General features: G+C 71.8%; 16 protein-coding genes. 4 read left to right on the plus strand and 12 right to left on the minus strand.

Annotated features, from left to right (window positions below; all coding sequences use genetic code 11):
- Nucleotides 1-10: 10 nt before the first annotated feature.
- Complete coding sequence (locus ACR9E9_RS09210) at nt 11-1,477, minus strand: DUF222 domain-containing protein (RefSeq protein ID WP_435198182.1); 1,467 nt, start codon at nt 1,475-1,477, stop codon at nt 11-13.
- A gap of 128 nt (nt 1,478-1,605) precedes the next feature.
- Between ACR9E9_RS09210 and ACR9E9_RS09215 the strand changes: the two genes are divergently transcribed.
- Nucleotides 1,606-2,325: an alpha/beta hydrolase gene (locus tag ACR9E9_RS09215; RefSeq protein ID WP_435198183.1), complete on the plus strand. Its 720-nt coding sequence runs from the start codon at nt 1,606-1,608 to the stop codon at nt 2,323-2,325.
- On the opposite strand, the gene ACR9E9_RS09220 is transcribed toward ACR9E9_RS09215, so the two are convergent.
- Genes ACR9E9_RS09220 through ACR9E9_RS09235 form a run of 4 tightly spaced genes read right to left on the minus strand, consistent with a single transcriptional unit; the run spans nt 2,312 to nt 7,265 of the window.
- Nucleotides 2,312-3,538, minus strand: coding sequence for a kynureninase (locus ACR9E9_RS09220; RefSeq protein ID WP_435198184.1), 1,227 nt, complete (start codon nt 3,536-3,538; stop codon nt 2,312-2,314). The two genes, ACR9E9_RS09215 and ACR9E9_RS09220, sit on opposite strands and share 14 nt — an antisense overlap.
- Nucleotides 3,535-4,377 (minus strand): tryptophan 2,3-dioxygenase, encoded by an 843-nt coding sequence (locus ACR9E9_RS09225; RefSeq protein WP_435198185.1) that lies wholly within the window; start codon nt 4,375-4,377, stop codon nt 3,535-3,537. Before ACR9E9_RS09225 ends, ACR9E9_RS09220 begins: the two co-directional genes overlap by 4 nt.
- Nucleotides 4,374-5,918: an MFS transporter gene (locus ACR9E9_RS09230; RefSeq protein WP_435198186.1), complete on the minus strand. Its 1,545-nt coding sequence runs from the start codon at nt 5,916-5,918 to the stop codon at nt 4,374-4,376. Before ACR9E9_RS09230 ends, ACR9E9_RS09225 begins: the two co-directional genes overlap by 4 nt.
- A gap of 9 nt (nt 5,919-5,927) precedes the next feature.
- Entirely contained in the window at nt 5,928-7,265 is a 1,338-nt protein-coding gene (locus ACR9E9_RS09235; protein WP_435198187.1) for an MFS transporter, read from the minus strand.
- A gap of 265 nt (nt 7,266-7,530) precedes the next feature.
- Here ACR9E9_RS09235 and ACR9E9_RS09240 point away from each other — a divergent pair, with 265 nt between their 5' ends.
- Together ACR9E9_RS09240 and ACR9E9_RS09245 are read left to right on the plus strand one after the other, a co-directional pair.
- Entirely contained in the window at nt 7,531-9,087 is a 1,557-nt protein-coding gene (locus ACR9E9_RS09240; RefSeq protein ID WP_435198188.1) for a M20/M25/M40 family metallo-hydrolase, read from the plus strand.
- 116 nt (nt 9,088-9,203) lie between these two features.
- Nucleotides 9,204-10,427: an FAD-dependent monooxygenase gene (locus ACR9E9_RS09245; protein ID WP_435198189.1), complete on the plus strand. Its 1,224-nt coding sequence runs from the start codon at nt 9,204-9,206 to the stop codon at nt 10,425-10,427.
- Here ACR9E9_RS09245 and ACR9E9_RS09250 read toward each other — a convergent pair.
- A complete protein-coding gene (locus tag ACR9E9_RS09250; RefSeq protein WP_435198190.1) occupies nt 10,417-11,568 on the minus strand; it encodes a PucR family transcriptional regulator in 1,152 nt (383 codons plus the stop codon). The genes ACR9E9_RS09245 and ACR9E9_RS09250 overlap by 11 nt on opposite strands.
- The gene (locus ACR9E9_RS09255; RefSeq protein WP_435198191.1) at nt 11,565-12,404 is read right to left on the minus strand and encodes an urea carboxylase-associated family protein; all 840 of its coding nucleotides are present in this window, start codon (nt 12,402-12,404) and stop codon (nt 11,565-11,567) included. The genes ACR9E9_RS09250 and ACR9E9_RS09255 overlap by 4 nt, the downstream gene beginning before the upstream one ends.
- Before the next feature lie 85 nt (nt 12,405-12,489).
- Here ACR9E9_RS09255 and ACR9E9_RS09260 point away from each other — a divergent pair, with 85 nt between their 5' ends.
- Nucleotides 12,490-13,572, plus strand: coding sequence for an NADH:flavin oxidoreductase (locus ACR9E9_RS09260; RefSeq protein WP_435198192.1), 1,083 nt, complete (start codon nt 12,490-12,492; stop codon nt 13,570-13,572).
- 88 nt (nt 13,573-13,660) lie between these two features.
- Here the strand turns inward: ACR9E9_RS09260 and fahA are convergent, their stop codons facing one another.
- The 5 genes from fahA to ACR9E9_RS09285 are packed head-to-tail and all read right to left on the minus strand — an operon-like array spanning nt 13,661 to nt 20,968.
- Nucleotides 13,661-14,908, minus strand: a complete 1,248-nt coding sequence (fahA, locus tag ACR9E9_RS09265; protein WP_435198193.1) for a fumarylacetoacetase — start codon at nt 14,906-14,908, stop codon at nt 13,661-13,663.
- A 34-nt stretch (nt 14,909-14,942) separates the two neighbouring features.
- Nucleotides 14,943-15,779: a hypothetical protein gene (locus ACR9E9_RS09270; protein ID WP_435198194.1), complete on the minus strand. Its 837-nt coding sequence runs from the start codon at nt 15,777-15,779 to the stop codon at nt 14,943-14,945.
- Complete coding sequence (locus ACR9E9_RS09275) at nt 15,776-16,987, minus strand: homogentisate 1,2-dioxygenase (RefSeq protein WP_435198195.1); 1,212 nt, start codon at nt 16,985-16,987, stop codon at nt 15,776-15,778. The genes ACR9E9_RS09270 and ACR9E9_RS09275 overlap by 4 nt, the downstream gene beginning before the upstream one ends.
- 47 nt (nt 16,988-17,034) lie before the next feature.
- On the minus strand, nt 17,035-18,606 hold the full coding sequence (locus ACR9E9_RS09280; RefSeq protein WP_435198196.1) for a GntP family permease: 1,572 nt from the start codon (nt 18,604-18,606) through the stop codon (nt 17,035-17,037).
- Nucleotides 18,607-18,634: 28 nt separating this feature from the next.
- Nucleotides 18,635-20,968 (minus strand): cytochrome P450/oxidoreductase, encoded by a 2,334-nt coding sequence (locus ACR9E9_RS09285; protein ID WP_435198197.1) that lies wholly within the window; start codon nt 20,966-20,968, stop codon nt 18,635-18,637.
- Between the last annotated feature and the right edge of the window lie 52 nt (nt 20,969-21,020).

Consider the following 21,020-nt stretch of genomic DNA (forward strand, 5'->3'; position numbering starts at 1 on the left):
GACGGCGGGGCTATGTCCGTCTGGTGAAGGCGATCCGCACCGTCCGGTCGGGCAGTCGGGTCGCCCCGTGGTCCCAGGCAGGGCCGTCGATCATCCGGTGATGTCGCCCGCACAGGGGGACCGCGTTGTCCAGGTCGGTCGGTCCGCCGTGCTGCCACGGCGTGAGGTGATGGATCTCGGTCCAGGCGAAGGGCCGGTCGCACCCGTCCGCGGCGCACTCGGTGTAGCGGGTCGCGAGGGCGAGGCGTTGGTGGCCGGTGAAGAGCCGGGTCGCCCGCCCCAGGTCGACGGGGACGGAGTCGGTGCCCAGGACCGTCGGGATGATCCCGGCGCCGCAGGCCATCCGCCGGACCGTGCCTGCGCTGAGGACCTGCGTGGAGTCCGTCGACGCCACCCGCACCCCGCCCCGGGGGGAGGGGCGACCCTGCGGTCGCGCCAGTCGATCCTGCAGGTCCGTCAGGCGTGTCGTCACCAGGAGCGTCGCGGCGACCTTGTCGTGGAGGTGGTCGGTCGGCAGTCGCAGGAGCAGGTCGGCCAGGGCCTGACCGCGACGGTGCTGCCAGTCGAGGTGCCTGGCCCTGCGGTCGAGGTCCTGCCACCCGCCGGGGCGCTCGTGCGCCGACCGGCGTCGCGGGGCGGTCATCGCGTCGACGACCTTCTTCAGGATCGTGCCGGAGGCCCAGGACACGGTGAAGTGGCCCGTCATCGTGCCGTCCTGGTTGTCCTTGATCCAGAAGGCCGAGGCCGCATCGGCGCGCTCCTCCTCGCTCGCGACGAGCCCCTCCTCGTGCGCGTCCACGAGCGCGAGGTCGGCCTCGATCCGGTCGATGACGCGACGCCCGGCGATCCGCAGCTGCGCGGGGGAGCGGTTGACGGCCAGGCGCAGCAGCTCCGCCTCGCAGGTGCGTCGCTGCTCGTCGGTGACCCCCTCGGGGAGGTCGTCGAGCGCGCGGAGGATGACCTTCGCGTGCTCGGCGCTGATCCCTCCCCGGTCGAGGGCGGCACCGGTGGCGCCGAGGCCGGTGGTCTGGGGCGGCTTCGGCCCGTCGCCCGCTGGCTCAACGCCCGCCGACTCCTCTCCCGAGGGCTCGTCACCGAGCGCATCGGCGAGGTCGGCGTCGCTCGCGGAGCGGCGCCGGTCCCCCTTCGTCACGTCGGAGAACCACGCCCCCGCATCGGGGTGCCCGCTCCCCTCGGGAACGTGCTTCTTCGCGGCCTTGGCCAGCAACCGCAGCTCCACGGCCTCGACACGTCGCTTGAGGCGCTCGACCTCCTGCACGTGCTGGCGCAGCGTCGGTGCGTCGGGGTCGCTGTCGCCCACCGCTGCCAGCATGGAGTCGAGCAGGGTGTGGGCCGCGCCGATCGTCGAGCACAGCCGCGGCGTGACGATGACGTCCTCGCCGGCCACGAGGAGATCGATGCGCGCGCGCATCGCCGTCTCCACGCTCCCCACGGGGTCCATCGTCGCCTGCTCCATGAGCCCACGCTAGTCGAACAGGTGTTCGATGACAAGACCCCTGTGGACGATCGTCGTCCCGGACCCTGGCCGTCGGGTGGTCCGCCGACGGACCTGCGTGGGTGGCCCTCACCTCCTACGGTGGGGTGGTGATCACCGAGGCCGAGACGCACGACCGGCTGCTCGAGGACGGCAGCCGGCTCACCTCCCCGGCGATCGCCTACGGGTCGTGTCCCGAGCAGGTCCACGAGGCGTACGGCCGCGAGGACGCGCCGACGCTCGTCGTCGTGCACGGTGGCTACTTCCGACCGGGCGTCGACCGGACCCACGCCCGGCCGCAGGCACGGGCGCTCGCCGCCGACGGGTGGCGGGTGGTCCTGGCCGAGTACCGCAGGGTTCCGGGAGCCCCCTTCGCCACGACGCAGGACCTCGCGGCGCTCGACGCCCACCTGCGCCGCGAGGGGCACGACGTCGCGGTCTGGGTCGGCCACAGCGCCGGGGGAGCGCTGTCCCTCTGGCGGGCCCTCACGCCCGATCTCCCGCCGGTGCGGGCGGTCGCGCTGGCGCCGGTGGCGGACTTCGACGCCGCGGTGGCCGAGGGTCTGGGCGGGGGTGCCGTGGGCGACTGGCTGGGCGCAACGCCGTCCGCCCTCGCGCACCTCGACCCGACCCGGCTCCTGGCCGCGGCGCCCGACCGCGCCGAGCAGGTCCACCTCGTCCACGGGGACCGGGACGCGGCGGTGCCGGTGAGCCAGAGCGAGGGCTTCGCGGCGCCGTCGACCGTCCTGCCCGGGGCGCACCACTTCGACCTCGTCGACCCGAGGTCACCGCACTGGCCCGCGGTCACCGCCGTGATCAACCGGCGCTGAGCAGCGCCTCGATCCGCACCACGGCCTCTGCGACCTCGCCGTAGGAGGTGCTCAGGGGCGCGAGCCCGAGCCGGATCCCGTCGGGTTCGCGGAAGTCCGGGATGACGTCCTGGGCCCACAGCTCGCGGAGGATCTCCCGGAAGCGTGGGTGCCCGATCGTCACGTGCCCGCCGCGCCGGGCGTCCTGTCGCGGCGAGAGCACCCGCACACCGTGGTCGGCGAGCACGGCGTCCACGCCCTCGAGGACGAAGCGCCCGAGCAGGGTCGACTTCTCCCGGACCGTGTCCAGCCCCACCTCGTCGATGAGGTCGAGGGTGTCCTCGATGCCGACCATCCCGAGCACCGGCGGTGTCCCGGAGATGAAGGCGCGCATCCCCGGTCCCGGGTGGTACGCCGGCCCCATGACGAAGGGCTCGGCGTGCCCCATCCACCCCTGGATGGGCTGTCGCAGCCGCTCCTGGTGCCGCGATGCGACGTAACCGAAGGCCGGTGCCCCCGGCCCACCCCCGAGGAACTTGTACGTGCACCCCACGGCCAGGTCGACCCCGTGCGCGTCGAGGTCGCTCGGCACGACACCCACCGAGTGGCTGAGGTCCCAGAGCACGAGCGCACCCGCCTCGTGCGCGCGCCGGGTGATCTCCGGCAGGTCGGCGATCCACGCCGAGGTGTAGGCGACGTGGGAGAGGAGGACGACACCCGTGCGCTCGGTCAGGGCGGCGGACACGAGGTCGGGGGTCACTCCCTTCGTCGGCTCCGGCTCGATCCACACCAGCTCGGCGCCGGTCTCGCTCGCCACGCCCTGCGCGATGTACCGGTCGGTGGGGAAGTTGTCGGTGTCGAGCACGATCTGCGGGCGCTGCGGCCCGGCTGCGGCGACCGCGGCCCGCAACAGCTTGTAGAGCATGACGGTGGTGGAGTCGCCGACGAGGCTCTGGCCGGCGGCGGCACCGAGGCAGACCTCGCCGATGCGGTCCCCGAGGCGCAGCGGCAGCTGCATCCACTGCTCGTCCCAGGAGCGGATGAGCCGGGTGCCCCAGTCGTGGGCGATGAGGTCGGCGACCCGATCCCCGGTGGCGCGAAGGGGGCGCCCCAGGGAGTTGCCGTCGAGGTAGGCGATGAGTCCGTCCGAGGGCAGATAGAGCTCACGACACCGGCGAAGGGGGTCGGTCGCGTCGAGCTCGACCGCCCTGTCCCGCACGGCTTCCCCGCTCACGACCCGATCTCCGTGCGAACCGCGAAGAGCTCGGGGAAGAAGGTCAGCTCGAGGGCGCGCTGGAGGAACCCGACACCCGAGCTGCCGCCGGTCCCGGTCTTCATCCCGATGACGCGCTGCACGGTCTTCAGGTGGCGGAAGCGCCACAGCTGGAAGTTGTCCTCGAGGTCGACCAGCTCCTCGCACGCCTCGTAGACGTCCCAGTTGTCCTCGGCGTCGGTGTCGATGCGAGCGAGGACGCGGGTCAGCTCGGGGTCGAGCACGTGGGCGCGGGTGACGTCGCGCGTGAGCACGTGCTCGGGGATCGGGTGCCCACGACGGGCGAGGTGGCGCAGGAACTCGTCGTAGAGGCTCGGCGCCTCGAGCAGCTCGGTGAGCGCGGCCTGCGCCTGCGGGTCGCACGCGTGCACCTCGAGCATGCCCGGGTGCTTGTTGCCGAGCGCGAACTCCACCGCCCGGTACTGCCACGACTGGAACCCGGACGCGTGCCCGAGGTGGGGACGAAACTCCAGGTACTCGGTCGGCGTGAGGGTCGCGAGGACCGACCACTGGTCGGTGAGCGTGCGCTGGATGTGCTTGACCCGCGCGATCCGCTTCAGCGCCATGCGCATCTCGTCGGCGGCGAGGAGGTCCATGGCGGAGCGGGTCTCGTGCAGCACGAGCTTCAGCCACAGCTCCGTCGTCTGGTGCTGGATGATGAAGAGCATCTCGTCGTGGTGCTCGCTCACCGGCCGCTGGGCGTCGAGGAGGGTCTCGAGCGCGAGGTAGCTGCCGTAGGACATCTCCTCGCGGAGGTCGCGGTGGACCCCGTCCTCGATGTCTCGTGTGTTGCCGGTCATCGGACTCCTCGCTCGTCGTGGGGGACATCGTCGGGCAGGACATCGTTGCGCAGGGCCGCGGCCGCGAGGAGGCCCCCGGCGGCGACCACCACCGCGGCGCTGACCATGGCGACCCGGAAGCCGGAGTCGAAGGCGACCGGGTCGTCGACGACCTGCCCGGTGAGGCCGGTGAGCGAGGGGATGGCGGCGACACCGATGAGGCCGCCGGTGCGGGCGACCGCGTTGTTGATCCCGGACGCCAGGCCCGCGTGCTCGTCCGGGGCGGTGGCCAGGGCGGCAGCGGTGAGTGGCGCCACCATCGCCGTCAGGCCGAGCCCGAAGACGACGACTCCGGGCAGCACGTCACGCAGGTAGTCCGCGTCCGGGCCGATCCGCAGCAGGAGCAGGATGCCGCCGGCCATGACGAGCGGCCCGACGCTCATCTGCAGCCGTGGCCCGAGCCGGGAGGCGAGGTCCCCGGAGCGCGCGGAGAAGAGCATCATCAGCAGCGTCGTCGGCAGGGTCGCCACCCCGGCGGCCACCGCGCCCCAGCCCGAGACGACCTGCAGCTGGATCACGAGCAGGAGGAAGACCACACCCATGCCCCCGTACACGATGAAGGTCACCGCATTGACCGTCGAGAAGCGCGAGGACGCGAAGATCCCCAGCGGCAGGATCGGGTCGACGGTGCGGTGCTCGTGGACGAGGAAGGCGAGCGCGCTCGCCGCACCCACGGCCAGGGCCACGCTGCCGTCGATGCCCAGCCCGTCCTCGGCGGCACCCGTCAGCGCGTAGCTCAACCCCGCCAGCGTGCTGACGCCCAGACCGGCACCGAGGACGTCGAGGTGACCGGGGCTCCCTTCGGTCGTGTCCGTAGGGGAGTGCCGCGCGGCGATGAGGAGCACGACCACGGCCAGCGGCAGGTTGATGAGGAAGGCCCACCGCCACGAGGCGACCTCGATGAGCCAGCCGCCGACGAAGGGCCCGATCGCGGTGGCCACACCACCGAAGCCGGCCCAGGCGCCGATCGCCCGGGCCCGGTCCTCGCGGACGAAGGCGGACTGGAGCATCGCCAGGCTGCCCGGGGTGAGCAGGGCGCCGCCGATCCCCTGGAGGGCGCGGGCCAGGACGAGCGTGCCCGCGGTGGGCGCGATGCCGCAGGCGAGTGAGGCGATGGCGAACCACACGACCCCGATGACGAAGATGCGGCGCCGGCCGTAACGGTCACCGAGCACCCCACCGAGGAGGATGAACGCCGCGAGCGTCAGCGCGTACGCCGTGACGATCCACTGCAGGGTCGCGAAGGGGGCGTCGAAGGTGCGCCCGATCTCGGGGAGGGCGACGTTGACGATCGTCGCGTCGATCCCCGCCATGCCGGAACCGAGGATGGTCATCAGCAGCACCCAGCGTCCACGGCGGGAGGCCAGCCGCAGCCCGCCGGGAGTCTCCGCGGAGTGGGCGTGCGACTCCGCGTCGGCGAGGGCGGCGCCCTGGCCGCACGCGCTCTCGGGGCCGCTCGTCGCGACCGGGGTCATCTCCTCACGCACGGCCTCATTCTCCACCCGTCCCCCTCAGTCGCGGTCAGCCCCGACCTCCGGCAGGCGAAGGGAGGCGAGGACACCGAGCAGACCGAGGCCGGCGAGGAAGAGCAGCGCCCACACGACGCCCAGGCCCGCGAGGGCGGAGCTGATCGCGCCGACGACGAGCAGGACGAGACCCATCGCGGAGTTGCCCACCGCGACGTAGGTCGTGCGCTGGTCGCCCTCGGCCATGTCGACGACATAGGTCTTGCGGCCGATGCGCACCCCGGTGTGGGTCAGCGTGAGCAGGAAGTAGCTGCCGACGAAGAGTCCGTACGCCAGGAGTGACCCGTCGTCGAGGTCGAGCAGCTCCACGACGAGGACGAGGGAGACGATGAGGGCCGAGGCGAAGGCGGCGCCGCACGTCATCAGCCGCCGGCTCGAGCGATCGGCCCAGCGCCCGAAGGCCCTCCCACCGAGGAGCGCGGCCAGCCCCGAGGCGATGATGAACCCGCCCAGCCCCGAGAGCCCGTCGGTGCCCGAGCGCGCGGACAGCGCGACGATGAAGGGCGGGCTCAGCGAGGAGACGAGCAGGAAGCTGCGCACGGTGACGAAGTCGCGGAAGGTCTTGTCCTCGCGGAGCATGGCCAGGGTCTGGACGAACCAGTTGGGCCCGTCGGGCTGCTGGCCGCGCTCATCGGGCCCCGTGGGCTCGTCGACCGGCTCGCGGATGCCGATGTAGACCGCCGCCACGAGAACCCACAGCACGGAGCCGGCGCCGAGCAGCCACGCGAGCTGACCCGGGGCGAGGTCGTCGCCACCGAGGAGCCGCACCCCCAGCCCGAGGGTGATCGCGACGAACCCGGAGGCGGTCGTGGCGAGGCCATTGATCTGGCCGCGTTCCCCCTTCGGCACGGTGCGGCCCTGCACGTCCTTGGAGGCGATCGAGCACAGGCACCGGCCGAGGGAGAAGACCGCGAGGGCCACGAGGACGGTGATGCCGGCGGCCACCCCGTGCCCGAGGGCGGCGGTGCCGGCCATGACCGCCACCGATGCGGCCTGGACGAGGGCTCCGGTGACGAAGACGAGCTTGCGCTGGCGCACCCGCAGGATCAGGGGGGTGAGGAGGGCCTGCGGCAGCATCGACCCCGACTCGCGGATCGGCACGAGGAAACCGATGAGCGCGGGGGGCACGCCGAGCGCGGTGAAGAGCCACGGCAGCACCGTGGAGGCGCTGACGCTCTGGTCGCCGGAGGACTGGAGCGCGTTCGCCGAGACCAGGCGCAGCCCGTTCGCGGGGATGTGCGGCCGCACGTGGGCCGGGAGTGCCTCCTCGGCCTCCGGGTCGCGCCGCATGAGCGCGGAGTAGAGCTTCTCGGTCGTGGGCACGACAGGAGCATGCCACCCCCGGCGCGACGGGCCCCACCACACCCGCATCTGCCGAGGCAGATGCGGGGGTGGTTGACGTGCAAACCCTCCTCACCCACGGATCGTCACGTAACCGTCAAGTAGCACCCAGAAGGCCGTCAGGGCCGCCGGATCCGGCGACCGCCGAGCGCGTCGGGGGGACCGCTCGCCGAGCATCGGGCCGGTTCCCCGTTGTGCGAAGGGGTCGGCGGGAGAAGCCTGCTGGGACACCGACAAAGGAGTCGTCATGGATCACACGTCACGCGATTCGGTCCCCACACCGCTGCCCCGACGGGCCTTCCTCGGCGGAGTGGGCGTGGCCGCGCTGGGGGTCGCCACCACCGGAGGTGCCGGCGCCTTCGCCCGGCCGACCTCCCCTGCCTCCTCCCTCAGCGGGGCGGCCATCCCCGCGGCGGACATGGACCCGCTGGACCTGCTCAAGCGCATGCTCTCCTTCGACACCCAGAACCGGGGCCAGGGCGGCACGACACGTCCGCACGCGGAGATGCTCAAGGGCGTCTGGGAGCGGGCCAACGTGCCCGTCGAGATCATCGAGACCCCGCAGCCGGACAACGTGCACGTCATCGCCCGGATCAAGGGCACGGGTGCGCACGAGCCGCTGCTGCTCCTGGGCCACTCCGACGTCGTGCCGGTGGAGGAGGAGAACTGGGACGTCGACCCCTTCGCCGGGAAGGTCATCGACGGCGAGATCTACGGACGCGGCGCCCTGGACATGAAGGGCGCGAACTCCGCCATGATCAGTGCGCTGCTGCAGCACATCGACGAGGACGCGACCTTCGACCGGGACATCATCGTGCTCACCGACTGCGACGAGGAGGCCGGCGACTACGGGTCGAGGTGGCTCGCGGAGAACCACTGGGACAAGATCGACGCCGGATCGGTGCTCACCGAGGGCGGCTGGTTCCTCGCCCAGAGCGACGCCACGACACCGATGCTCATCACGGCCACCCGTCAGGACAACGTCTACTTCAACATCGACCTCACCGCGCGGGGCACGGCCACGCACTCCTCGAAGCCGATCCCCGACGACACCGCCATCGTCACGCTCTCGCGGGCGATCAGCGAGCTCGGCGCGTGGGAGGCCCCGGTGCACCTGACCGACGTCACCCGCGAGTACTTCGGCGCGCTGAAGAACGCGACGAGCAACCGCAAGTTCGCCAAGGCGATCCGGCTGATGCTCAACGCCAGGAGCGGGCCCGCGCGCGAGCGGGCGGCCAAGGTCGTCGTCGAGCTCTCGGACTACCCCTACCTGCACCGGGCGTTGCTGCGCACGACCCACGCCTTCGTCATCCAGGAGGCGGGATACAAGGAGAACGTCATCCCGTCCTCCGGCGAGACGAGGGTGAACTGCCGCGCCATCCCCGGCGGTGAGAAGCCGCGCGAGTTCCTCGCGGCGGTGCGAGAGCTGCTCAAGGACCGTGACGTGGAGGTCACCCTGGCCACCGAGGAGGGGGTGAGCGAGGAGGAGACCCTCACGGAGCTCGACGAGGCCTGGGCGACCCCACCGGCGGACATCGACACCGACCTCTACACGGCACTGTCGAGCGCCTCGGAGAAGATCTACGAGGAGACCCCCTTCGCTCCGGCCCTCTTCGAGGCCGGCACGAGCCTGGGTCCGTGGCGGGCGAAGGGAGTCCCCGGCTACGGCGTGTACCCGTACGTCCTGAGCAACGAGCAGCTCATCGGGATGCACGGCAACAACGAGCGCATCTACGTCGAGGCCCTCGAGCAGGGCACGGACTTCATGTACGAGGTCTTCGCCGGGTTCCGCACGACGTCCTGACCCGCTGACGAGGGACGAGGAGCCCATCTCGTCCGACACAGTGTCCGAATCCTGGGGGTGCAGATCCGCCGGCCGGCCCGATGACAGGGACATCGTGTCGCTCTAGCGTCGTGGGTATGACCCAGGACATGCCCCACGACGACGTGGTGATCATCGGCGCCGGCATCGGTGGCCTCACCCTCGCCCTCGCCCTGCGTGAGCGCGGCATCGGCGCGACGATCCTCGAGCGCACCGCCGAGCTGCGCGAGGTCGGCGCCGCGGTCGCCCTCTCCGCCAATGCGACCACCCTCTTTCGGCGCCTCGGTGTCCTCGATGCCCTCGAGGAGGTCTCCTGGGCGCAGAGCGACCTGATCTTCCGCGACGGGCGGACCGGGGCGACCCTCGGCCGCACCCCGGTCGGGGCCACCTACCGGGCGCGCTTCGGCGCGGACTACCTCGGCGTGCACCGGGCCGACCTGCAGCGGGTCCTGTCCGAGGCCGTCGGGTCCGACCGGATCCTGATGTCGCGGCACGTCACCGGCCTGCGTGAGGAGGGCGCTCACGTCCTCATCGACCTCGCCGACGGCTCACGGCGCACTGCCGGCGTCGTCGTCGGCGCCGACGGCGCCCGCTCCCTGGTCCGGCGCTGGGTCGTCGGCCACGACGACGCGATCTACTCCGGTCGCTCCGGGTTCCGGGGGATCATCCCGACCGAGCAGCTGAGCGAGCTGCCCGACCCGCACGCGATCCAGTTCTGGATCGGCCCGACCGGGCACCTCCTGCACTACGCGATGGGTGGCGAGGGGCAGGACGTGAACTTCCTCGCCGTGAGCCGCACCCCCGAGCGGTGGCCGGCCGACGAGTGGGTCGTGCCCGCCCGCGACGAGGAGAAGTTCGCTCCCTTCGCCGGCTGGCACCCCGCGGTGACGCAGATGCTCGGGGCGGTCGAGGTCACGCAGCGCTGGGCCCTGATGCGGCGCCCGCCGCTGCCCACCTGGCACCGGGGGCGGGTCGTCCTGCTCGGCGACGCCGCGCACGCTCTCGTGCCGCACCACGGCCAGGGCGCCAACCAGGCGATCGAGGACACGTGGGCGCTCGCGGAGGAGCTGGCCACGGCGGACCCGCGTGACCCCACGGCGGCCTTCGAGGCCTACGAGGGGCGCCGTCGCCTGCGCACGCGGGCGGTGCAGTTCGCCTCCTGGCAGGTCGCCGAGGTGCTCCACCTGCCCGACGGGCCCGAGGCCGATGCCCGCAACGCGCACATGGGGTCCAGCAGCTACTTCGAGGACACGCTCGCGTGGATCCACGGGTACGACCCGACGCACGACTCCGGCATCCGCCCCGGGCGGCTCAGTCGCTGAGCAGCCCGGCCAGCCGCGCCGCCCGCAGCCCCGTGTGCAGGTCGCGGCGAGCGAGCCCGTCGCCGAGGTCGACCCCGGCCGTCGCGCGGATCCTCGTGAGGCGGTAGTAGAGGGTCGACCGGTGGATGCCCAAGGCGATGGCGCTCGCCCGGGCATCACCCCCGGCGTCGAGGTAGGCCCCGAGGGTCGCGACGTCCACGTCCCGGTGGTCGGAGTCGAGCAGCCGGCGGACGGCATCGGGCAGGTCCTCGCCCGTCAGCCGGTCCAGCGGCAGGTCGAGCAGCAGCCGGTCGATCCCGAGCTGGGCCCACGAGGTCACCCTCGTGTAGGTCGTGGGGTCGAGGCAGGCGGCCCGCCAGGCCTTGTGGGCCTGGTCGTGGGAGGTGGCGACCGCCCGGAGGTCATCGACGACCCCGCCGATCCCGGCACGCACCTCGGCCAGCCCGGGCGCGGCGAGCACCCGCTCGAGCCGCTCCGGCACGACCGGCCGGGGGAAGACCAGCACGCCGTGCCCGTCGACGACCGCGCCGACCATGGTCGCCGTCGACGTGCGCGCGACGAAGTCCGAGGTCGCCGCCACCGCGGTGCGCGCCTCCCAGGCCCCGTCGGGGTGACCGGGCGGGACAGCGAGGACGACGGCGCAGTACTGGTCGGTGGCGCCGACGATCCCTTCGTCGACGAGCGCCCTTGCGGCGCCATCTCGTTGGTCGGTCGACGAGTGCTCGCTGATGAGCTGCGTGAGCAGCCCCCGGGCACGCGCGGCGTCCCGCTCGGCGTACATCGTCCGCAAGGACAGCAGCACGCCGAGCCGGGCGGCGCCCTCGGCGAGGAGGTCTGCGGGAGGGGCGGGATCCCCCTTCGTCCGCACGTGCAGGAGGTGCCCGACGCGGTGACGGTCATCGCGAAGGGGGATCAGCACCCACTCCGTCCCGTCGCCGGCGGTGCGGGCGGTCGGCCCGTCGGTGCCGGCGGGCAGCGGCTCCCACGTGTCGCTGTGCGCGAGGAGGTGCGAGAGCCGGGCACGGTCCTGCTCGCTCTCGTGGATCGAGTAGGCGAGCACCCGCATGCCTTCGTCGAGGACGACGAGTCGGCACTGCACGACCTCGGACAGGTCCTGCAGGGAGTCGTCGAGGTTGGTCATCCCCACGCAGGGGCCGCGAGCCCGTGGTCCCGCGCATAGGCGGCGGTCGGCGGCGACTGCCAGCCGATGAGTGCCTCGTCCGGGACCGAGTAGACCTCGATGCCCAGGGGGCGGCAGACCGCCTCGGTGTCGCCGGCCCCGGGGCCGAACATCGGCACCGACAGGTCGCCACCGGGGCAGGTGGACAGCGCGGCGAGCACGTCGATCTCGGCGAAGAACTCGAAGTGGTCGCCGACCGTCGCCGGGCAGGTCTTCATGAAGTACTCGTCGTCGGCGTTGAGGCCGGTGCACTGGAAGACGTTGAGCACGTCGTGCACGTCGAACTCGGTGAGGTGCCAGGGCCGCACGGCACGGGTGAGGTTGGAGTGGCAGTGGTAGTCGAAGGGCTCGCCGCTGAGCATCTGGTTGACGTACGGGTCGCAGCGCGTGCCGAGCAGGTCGTGGACGCGACCCCCTTCGTCGTCGATGCCGTAGTCCGCCAGCGAGTCGCCGGTGATCGTCACGAGCGGTCGCAGGAAGGGCAGCGTCGACCACAGCCGGTCGAAGACGGACACGTGCGCGGCCTGCAGCTGACGCGTGCGCGAGGCCCACAGTCGCTCGCGGGGGTCGTGGAGGTTCCACAGGTTGAGGTCGGCGACCTGCGGTCCCTCGAGCGTGACGATCCGGCACACGTGCCCGGCCGGGACCTCCCACGCGCGACCGCTGCGGATGGGCAGGACGAAGGAGTCGACGAGCTCACGTCCCTGCGTCATCGCCCCGATCCGCCCGTAGAGCTCGCGGTCGACGTCGAGCGGGCCGCCGGGATCGGACTGGTATGCGGCGTCGGTGAGGCTCATGGCGTCGAGTCCTTTCGGCGTGTGCAGTGGGTCTCACCGTACGACGTCTTCGTCGACGGTGCCGCTGCCTTGCGAGGATGGGGCCATGACCGTCACCGACACCACCACGTCCACGCACGAGCAGCTCGGGCTGGCCCACGGTCCGGCCTGGGCCAACCGCTTCGCCCTCGCTCCGCTGACCAACACCCAGAGCAGGGCCGACGGCACACTGTCCGAGGACGAGTACCGCTGGCTCGTGGCCCGGGCCGAAGGGGGCTTCGGCCTGACGATGACCTGCGCGACCTTCGTCTCGCCCGAGGGGCAGGCATGGGCGGGTCAGCTCGGGATCAGCGATGACCGGCACCTGCCGGGGCTGACCCGGCTGGCCGACGGGATCCGCGCGGCCGGCAGCGTCTCGTCGGTGCAGCTGCACCACGGCGGACGCCGCGGCAACCCGGACGTGACCGGGGTGGCGAGTGTCGCGCCGTGGGCCGACCCGGACCGGGGCACCGTGGCACTGAGCACGGCCGAGGTGCAGCGGGCCGTGGCCGACTTCGTCGCCGGGGCGGTGCGCGCGCAGCGGGCCGGCTTCGACGGGGTCGAGGTGCACGGGGCGCACGGGTACCTCATCTGCCAGTTCCTCGACGGGCGGCACAACGACCGCACCGACGGCTACGGCGGCTCGCTGGAGGACCGCGCACGGATGCTCTTCGAGGTCCTGCGCGGGATCCGGGAGGCCACCGGCCCGGACTTCCAGGTCGGGGTGCGCCTGACCCCGCAGGGCAACGGCATCGTTCTGGACGAAGGGGTGATCGTCGCCGGATGGGTCCTCGACTCCGATCTCGTCGACTACGTCGACATGTCGCTGTGGGATGCCTTCGCGACCGTGGGCGAAGGGGAGGACCTCCTCATCGACCAGTTCACCCGTCTACCTCGGGGCCGCACGCGGCTCGGGGTGGCGGGCAGGATCCGCACGGCGGAGCAGGCGCAGTGGTGCCTGCAGCAGGGCGCGGACTTCGTCGACCTGGGCCGGGCAGCGATCGTGCACCACGACTTCCCGGGTCGCGCGACGGACCCGGCCTTCGCGATGGCGGACCTGCCGGTGACCCGCGAGCACCTGCGCGGCGAGCGCGTCGGCGAGGACTTCATCGACTACCTCGACGCAGGGTGGCCGGACTTCGTGGCCTGAGCAGGGCACGCCTGACGTCGTTGTGCGCGCGTGGCCCCCGGTATGTCGTGGGCCACGCGCGCACTGTGACGTCAGGCGCCGGGGGTGGTCACCCCGCCGCCCCTGACGCCGGCACGATCGTGCCGACACAGTCGCCGAAGTCGATGACCGATCCGTTCGCGCCGGGGGCGGTGCCCCGCAGCGTGACCGTCTGACCGTCCTCGAGGAAGGCCTGCTCGTGCCCGTTGGCGAGGGTCAGCGGCTCCTTGCCACCCCACGACAGCTCCATGAAGGAGCCGCGCTCGTCGACCTCGGTCCCGGACACGGTGCCGGAGCCGAAGAAGTCACCCGGGCGCAGGCTCGCGCCGTTGACGCTCATGTGCGCGACCATCTGCGGTGCCGTCCAGTACATCGTCCGGTACGGCGGGTGGGAGAGACTCTCTCCGTCGAGGACGACCTCGAGGGTGATGTCGAGCCCCCACGGTCCGTCGACCGAGTCGTCGAGGTAGTCGGCGAGCTCGTGCTCGCGGGACGGCGGCTCCACCCGCGCCTGCGCCAGCGCCGCGAAGGGCACGACCCACAGCGAGATCGACGAGGCGAAGGACTTCCCCAGGTAGGGGCCCAGCGGCACGTACTCGAAACCCTGGATGTCACGCGCCGACCAGTCGTTGAAGAGCACCACACCAAAGAGGTGCTCCGCTCCCGCACGTGCCACCGAGACCTCACCCTGCGGCGCCGAGCCACCGACGACGAAGCCCAGCTCCGCCTCGATGTCCAGCCGCCTCGAGGGCCCGAAGCTCGGCGTGCCCGACGGCTCCGGGCGCAGCCCCTTGGGCCGCGGGACGTCCGTGCCGGAGGGGATGACCGTGCCGGCGCGACCGTGGTAGCCGACGGGCAGGTGCTTCCAGTTGGGCAGCAGCGGCTCCTGGTCGGGCCGGAACATCCGCCCGATGTTCGAGGCGTGGTGCTCGGAGGCGTAGTAGTCCACGTAGTCGGCCACGGTGAAGGGCATGTGCACGGCGATGTCGGACACCGGCGTCGAGGCCGCCTCGACGACCTCCTCCAGACCCTCCGTGGTCACGACCTCCTGCAGCCAGGCGCGCAGCGGCTGCCACGCGGTGTGGCCGGCAGCCAGCAGCGCGTCGAGGTCGGGTGCGTCCGCGGCGGTCCGCGCGGTGGCGGCCAGCTGCGGTCCTCCCTTCGCCTCGACGCCCGTGGCCAGCTCCCCGAGGGAGATCGCCCGGTCACCCAGCCGCACGCCCAGGCGCGGCCGGGCGCCGGTGGGGGAGAAGGAGGCGTAGGGCAGGTTCTCGGGTCCGAAACCCTCGGTGGCGAAGCGCTGTGCGGCAGTGGTCATGGATGGACCTCTCGGTGCGTGGATGAGTGGGTGGTCAGGACGGGAAGAGCTGGAGTCGGCGCAGGCTGTCGGCGGGTTCGCTGACGCTGCAGGTGCCGAAGGAGCGGAAGGACTCGCGCCACCGCCCGTCGGAGGCAGCAGTGGCCCCGGCCAGCCGGTCGGGGTCGGTCTCCGCGAGCCAGGCCGCCACCTGCCCGGCCGACTCACCGGTGCGGGCGGCCTCGGTGGCCAGGGCGATGTTGAGGAAGCCGTGGTGGGTGAAGCCGGTCGTGGCGTTGGTGTAGCGGATGGCCTCGTGCAGCCCCGCGGTGAGCTTGAAGGACAGGTCGGCGGCGACCGCTGCGGCGAGCACCTCACCGAGCTGCTCGGGTGTGGGGAAGAGGTGTGCCTCGATGCCGCCGGTGCGGTACTTCAGGTCCAGACCGGTGCCGGCGAGCAGGTCGAGGGCGCCGTCGGCGACCTGGCCGGCGGTCAGCTCGACGTAGACCGGGATCTGCGCGACGGCCCCTGCCGCAGCGCGCACCTGCTCGGTCCACACCGCCCGGTCGCTCGGGTCGGTCTTGAGCTCGACCGCGACGACGGCCAGCTCCGGCCCCACCTCGTCCCGCGCCTCGAGGGCCTCGTGCAGCGCCCCGGCCGGCGTGACGACACAGACCTCGACGGGCCCGCCGGACAGGTCGAGCCCGGCAGCCACCGCACGCGCCCGTGGCAGGTCCGCGAGCGCGTGCACCGCAGGCCCCACCGCCGTGACGAAGGGGTCGGAGCGTCGCGCCACGTGGTCGCGGACCGCACGATCCACCGGTGCGAGACCGGGAGGGAAGGTCGCCGCGTCGTCGAAGAAGCCGATGAACTGCTCGGGTACCTCCCTCACGCGCCCCCCTCCCAGCGGCCGCCGGTCCACGAGGACGCGTACTTGCCGTCGTCGGTGGCCCGGGCGCCCGGACCGAGGTCGAGCGGACGGAAGGTGTCGACCATGACGGCCGTCTCGTCGAAGTACTCCGCACCGAGCGAGGCCTCGACGGCACCCGGCTGCGGGCCGTGGGCGTGACCGCCGGGGTGGACCGAGACGGACCCCTTGCCGATCCCGGAGCCCTTGCGCGCCTCGTAGTCGCCGTCGACGTAGAACATGATCTCGTCGGAGTCGACGTTGGAGTGGTAGTACGGCACCGGCACCGACAGCTCGTGGTAGTCGACCTTGCGCGGCACGAAGTTGCAGATGACGAAGTTGTTCGCCTCGAAGACCTGGTGCGCCGGCGGTGGTTGGTGCACCTTGCCGGTCAGCGGCATGTAGTCGCGGATGTTGAAGGTGTAGGGGTAGAGGCACCCGTCCCAGCCCACGACGTCGAAGGGGTGCTCCGGCACCACGTGCACGGTGCCGGTGATGCCCCCGTCGCCGCGACCGCGGTGCTTGATGTGCACCTCGACGTCCTGCTCCTCGCGCAGCAGCGGCTCGGTGGGGCCGCGCAGGTCCCGCTCGCAGTAGGGCGCGTGCTCGAGGAGCTGGCCGTAGCGCGAGAGGTAGCGCTTGGGCGGGGCGATGTGGCTGGAGGCCTCGATGGCGTACAGGCGGGCGCTCTCCCCGTCGCGGAGCACCCAGCGGTGGATCGTGGCGCGGGGGATGATGACGTAGTCGCCCTCGCTCGCCTCGAGGGCGCCGAACTGGGTCTCCACCAGCGCCGACCCCCGCTCGACGTAGACGCACTCGTCACCGATGGCGTTCTTGTACAGCGGCGACGTGGCGCCGACGTGGGCGTAGGAGATGCGCACGTCGGGGTTGCCCAGGACGAGCCGGCGACCGGTCACCGCGTCGGTGGTGCTCGCCGTCTCGTCGGTGAAGAGGTCGTGCAGCTTCAGGTGGCGGGGGAGCAGCGGGTCGTTGGGCGTCAGGGACTGGTCGGGGAGCTCCCAGTGCCGGGCGCCGACGATGCCCGAGGGGATGTGCCGGTGGTAGAGCAGGGAGGAGTCGGAGGAGAAGCCCTCCTCGCCCATGAGCTCCTCGGAGAGGATGGCGCCCTCGTCGTCCTTGAAGAGGGTGTGCCGCTTCCCGGGCACGGGTCCGACCTGACGGTAGTGGGCCATGGTTCAGTCCTCCTGGTGGTGGGTGTCGGTGCGTGCGGAGCGAGTCATCAGAACGAGCCCACGGCCAGACCGAGCCCGACCACGGTCAGCAGTCCGGCGAGCGGGACGAGGACGGTGACGACGAAGATGTCCTTGTAGGACTCCCGGTGCGACAGCCCGGTCACGAGCAACAGGGTGATGATCGCACCGTTGTGCGGCAGCGAGTCGAAGCCGATGGAGGCCATCGCCGTCACCCGGTGCATGAGATCCATGGAGATGCTCTGGTCGGTCGCCATCTGGGCCAGGTCGGCGCCGAAGGTCTGCAGGGTGATCGTCAGCCCACCGGAGGCCGACCCGGTGAGACCGGAGATCCCGGAGGTGGAGGCGGCCGCGACGATGACCGGGTTGTCACTGATCCCGAAGAGGTTGTCGCGGATCACCGCGAAGACCGCGAGGGAGGCGATGACGGCGCCGTAGCCGACCTCGCTGGCGGTGTTGAAGACCGGCAGGACGGCGTTCTTCGCGCCCTCGGTCAGCCCCTCGACGTACTCCGGGAAGGAACGGATGCGCATGAGGAAGACGAGGACGATGCCGGCGAGCATCGCGACGGTCACCGACCAGATGCCGATGACGCCGTCGAGCGAGGTGGCGCCGAACTTCTCCTCGGCGAGGTAGCCGGAGTCCAGCGCCGGGAAGAGCACGTAGGTGCACAGCGCGTTGACGAGGACGATCGCGAGGATCGGGCTCAGGCCGATGAGACCGGCGGCCGCCGACGTCCGGGCACCGGTGGTGACCGGCTCGGGAGCGACGGAAGGGGAGGCGGCCGGCATCTCGCGCGTGCCTGCGGCCGGACCGGGGGAGACGCGCCGGGCGCCCCCTTCGTCATCGCTCGTCCCGCCGCCGACCCCGGGCGAAGGGCGTGCCGTGCCCGCCCCGTCGGCGGTCCGGACGTCGCCACCGAGGCGCTCGGCCTCCTTCAGCTCGGCGCTCGTCGCGTCCCAGAAGGACTCACCGGCGAGGGCCAGCTGCTTCTGGCGACGCTCGAGCCACAGCATGCCGAGACCGAAGACGATGACCGCGGCGAGCAGCCCCAGGCCGGGGGCGGCGAAGGTGTTGGTGCCGAAGAACTTCGTCGGGATCGTGTTGTGGATCTGCGGCGACCCGGGCAGGGCAGCGGTGGCGAAGGTGAAGATGCCCAGGGCGATGGCAGCGGGCATGAGGCGCCGTGGGATGTCGGCCTCCTCGAAGAGCGCCATCCCGATCGGGAAGATCGTGAAGACCACGACCCAGGCGCTCACCCCGCCGTAGGTCAGCAGCGCCGTGGCGAGGACGGTGACGAGGATGGCGAAGCGCGGCCCGAGCATCCCGGAGATCCAGCCGGCGAGGTCGTGGGCGTACCCGCTGATCGTCATGAGCCGACCGAAGATCGCGCCGACGAGGAAGAGCGGGAAGAACGCGACGAGGAAGGAGCCGAGGGCCGGCATGAAGATCTGGGTGTAGCTGGCCAGGAGGGGCGCACCGGACATGATCACCGCGATGGAGGCGGCGAAGGGGGCGACGGCGATCACCGAGTGGCCGCGGTAGGCCAGCGTGATCAGCACGGCCAGCGAGAGCAGGATGCCGATGAGTGCAAGCGTCATTGGTTGCCTTAGGTGTGGGGGAAGGGGGTCAGAGGCCGAGGACGAGGCGCTCGCCCGTCGCCCGGGAGCAGCACGACATCATCCGGTCGCTCTCGCGGCGCTCGGATGCGGACAGCACGACATCGCGGTGGTCGACCGCTCCGTCGAGGACGGGCACCTCGCAGGTGCCGCACAGTCCCTCCTGACAGTTGGAGGGGATCTGCAGCCCCGCATCGCGCAGGGTCTGCAGGAGGGTGCGGTCGCGGGTGACGACCAGGTCGGTGTCGGAGTCCTCGAGGTGCACGGTGAACTCGTGCTCCTGCTCGGGGTCGAGCTCGCCGAGCGTCGAGGAGAAGTGCTCGAAGACGACGGACTCCTCGGGCCAGTCGGTGCTGCCGGCGGTCAGGTCGTCGATCATCCGCTGCGGACCGCACGCGTACACGTGCACCCGACCGGCTCGTGCGTCCGTGGCGTTGTCGGACATCAGTGCGGTCAGGTCCGCGCGCGTGCCCTCGCCCGAGCAGTGCACGACGAGCCGGTCGCCGTGCTCCGCGAGCAGCTCCTCGACGAAGGCCATGCTCGTGCGCTCGCGGCCGAGGTAGTGGATCTCGTAGGCGATGCCCTCGCGGGCGGCCTGGGCGGCCATCGCCCGGATCGGCGTGATGCCGATGCCACCGGCGACGAAGACGTACCGCTGCGCCTGCTCCGGCAGGCGGAAGTGGTTGCGGGGACCGCGGACGGTGAGGACCTCCCCTTCGCGCACGTGGTCGTGCACCCAGGTCGAGCCGCCGCGGGACTCCTCCTCGAGGAGGACGGCGATCTCGTACCGCTCGGGGCGAGGGGTGTGGGGGACCGGGCAGCCCTGGGGCTGAACGGGTGCCGGCGGGGGGCCGCACAGCGAGTACTGGCGCACGATGCCGGTGTCGCCGCACTCGATGTCGATGTGCGAGCCGGGGGTGAAGGCCGGCAGCGCGGTGCCGTCGTCGCTGGTCAGGGTGATGTGGCGGACCCCGTCGGCGGCGTCGACGACGCTCTCCACGCGCATCGGGCGGCTGTGGTGGACCGCGGTCGGCTCACCGATGTTGACCTCGACGCGCGGCTGGAGGATCGAGGGGTCGGTGCGCTCGGGGTTGCGCTGCGGGTCCCACTCGACCCACAGGTGCTCGGGACCGCGGAAGGAGGTGTTGGGCACGTAGGAGAAGTCCTGCTCGGCCAGGGCCATGTGCGGCAGGCGCCCGGTGAGCTCCTCGAGGAAGATCTGCATCTCCATGCGGGCGAGGTTCTTGCCCAGGCACTGGTGGGCGCCGTAGCCGAAGGTCAGGTGGTCGGCGGCGTCGTCGCGCCGCACGTCGACCAGCTCGGGGTCCTCGAATCGGCGCGGGTCGTGGTTGCCGGAGGAGGAGACCATGAGGATGCGGGCGCCCTCGGGGACGGCGACGCCGCCGATCTCGGTGGGCCTGGTCGTGATGCGGCGCCAAGCGGCCTGGGATCCGTTGTGCCGCAGGCACTCCTCGACCGCGTTGGGGATGAGGGAGGGGTCGGCGCAGATCTGGTCCCAGATCGCGCGGTTCTCCAGCAGGAGCTTCACGGCATTGGCGATGCCGTTGGCCGTCGTCTCGTGGGCGGCGACGATGCCGGCCATCATCATCGAGTGCAGGTAGGAGTCGGTGACGACCTCCGGCAGCTCGCGCTGGGCGCGGATCCCGTACTGCATCCACCCCTCGTCGTCCGGGCGCTCGCGCATCCGCTCGAGCACGCCGCCGGCGTACTGCCAGAAGTTGCCGACCGCGTGGGCCACGGCGACCTGCTCCTGCGGCTCCGGTCGCCCCCAGGTGTTGACGGTGTGGGCGACGGAGTACTCGCGCAGCTTCGGCTTGTCGTCGTCCGGGACGCCGAGGAACTCCAGCGCCACGGTCAGCGGGATCTCCCAGAACATCTGGTTGACCAGCTCGGCGCGGCCCTCGTCGATGAAGGCGTCGACGTGCTGGCGCACGAGGGCGCGGACCATCGGCTCGTGGTGGACCAGGTGCTCGGGGGCGAAGGGCTCCATCAGCGCGCGGCGGCGCTCCATGTGCGCGGGCTCGTCCTCGTTCACCAGGGTGCGGTTCATGCCGTAGTCGTAGGAGGCGAGGACGTCATCGGCCTCCTGGCTCGTCGGCGTGATCTTCTCCAGCGCGACGGACGGGGAGAAGGTCGCGTTGTCGCGGAAGATCGCCTTGATGTCGTCGTAGCGGGTGACGACCCAGTAGTCGAGCTTGGGGCTGTAGAAGACCGGCTCGCTCTCGCGCGACCACGCGACGTAGGCGGGCGGGTCCTGCTGGTAGCCGTCGCCGAAGGGGTCGAACTCGGCCGCCTCGCGAGAGACGGGACAGGTGGTGGTCATGAACACTCCCTTGTGCGGACAGCGCACATCCGTGCGCGTTCACCGCACAATT

Origin of the sequence: Janibacter sp. GS2 (assembly GCF_051200835.1) — a bacterium.
GTDB lineage: Bacteria > Actinomycetota > Actinomycetes > Actinomycetales > Dermatophilaceae > Janibacter.

Bases quoted from the DNA above. Each gene is read 5' to 3' on its own strand.
- ACR9E9_RS09260 (WP_435198192.1), top strand. From the start codon at position 12,490: ATGACCGTCACCGACACCACCACGTCCACGCACGAGCAGCTCGGGCTG.
- ACR9E9_RS09245 (WP_435198189.1), top strand. From the start codon at position 9,204: ATGACCCAGGACATGCCCCACGACGACGTGGTGATCATCGGCGCCGGC.
- ACR9E9_RS09240 (WP_435198188.1), top strand. From the start codon at position 7,531: ATGGATCACACGTCACGCGATTCGGTCCCCACACCGCTGCCCCGACGG.
- ACR9E9_RS09285 (WP_435198197.1), bottom strand. From the start codon at position 20,968: ATGACCACCACCTGTCCCGTCTCTCGCGAGGCGGCCGAGTTCGACCCC.
- ACR9E9_RS09225 (WP_435198185.1), bottom strand. From the start codon at position 4,377: ATGACCGGCAACACACGAGACATCGAGGACGGGGTCCACCGCGACCTC.
- ACR9E9_RS09280 (WP_435198196.1), bottom strand. From the start codon at position 18,606: ATGACGCTTGCACTCATCGGCATCCTGCTCTCGCTGGCCGTGCTGATC.
- ACR9E9_RS09250 (WP_435198190.1), bottom strand. From the start codon at position 11,568: ATGACCAACCTCGACGACTCCCTGCAGGACCTGTCCGAGGTCGTGCAG.
- ACR9E9_RS09255 (WP_435198191.1), bottom strand. From the start codon at position 12,404: ATGAGCCTCACCGACGCCGCATACCAGTCCGATCCCGGCGGCCCGCTC.
- ACR9E9_RS09210 (WP_435198182.1), bottom strand. From the start codon at position 1,477: ATGGAGCAGGCGACGATGGACCCCGTGGGGAGCGTGGAGACGGCGATG.
- ACR9E9_RS09275 (WP_435198195.1), bottom strand. From the start codon at position 16,987: ATGGCCCACTACCGTCAGGTCGGACCCGTGCCCGGGAAGCGGCACACC.
- fahA (WP_435198193.1), bottom strand. From the start codon at position 14,908: ATGACCACTGCCGCACAGCGCTTCGCCACCGAGGGTTTCGGACCCGAG.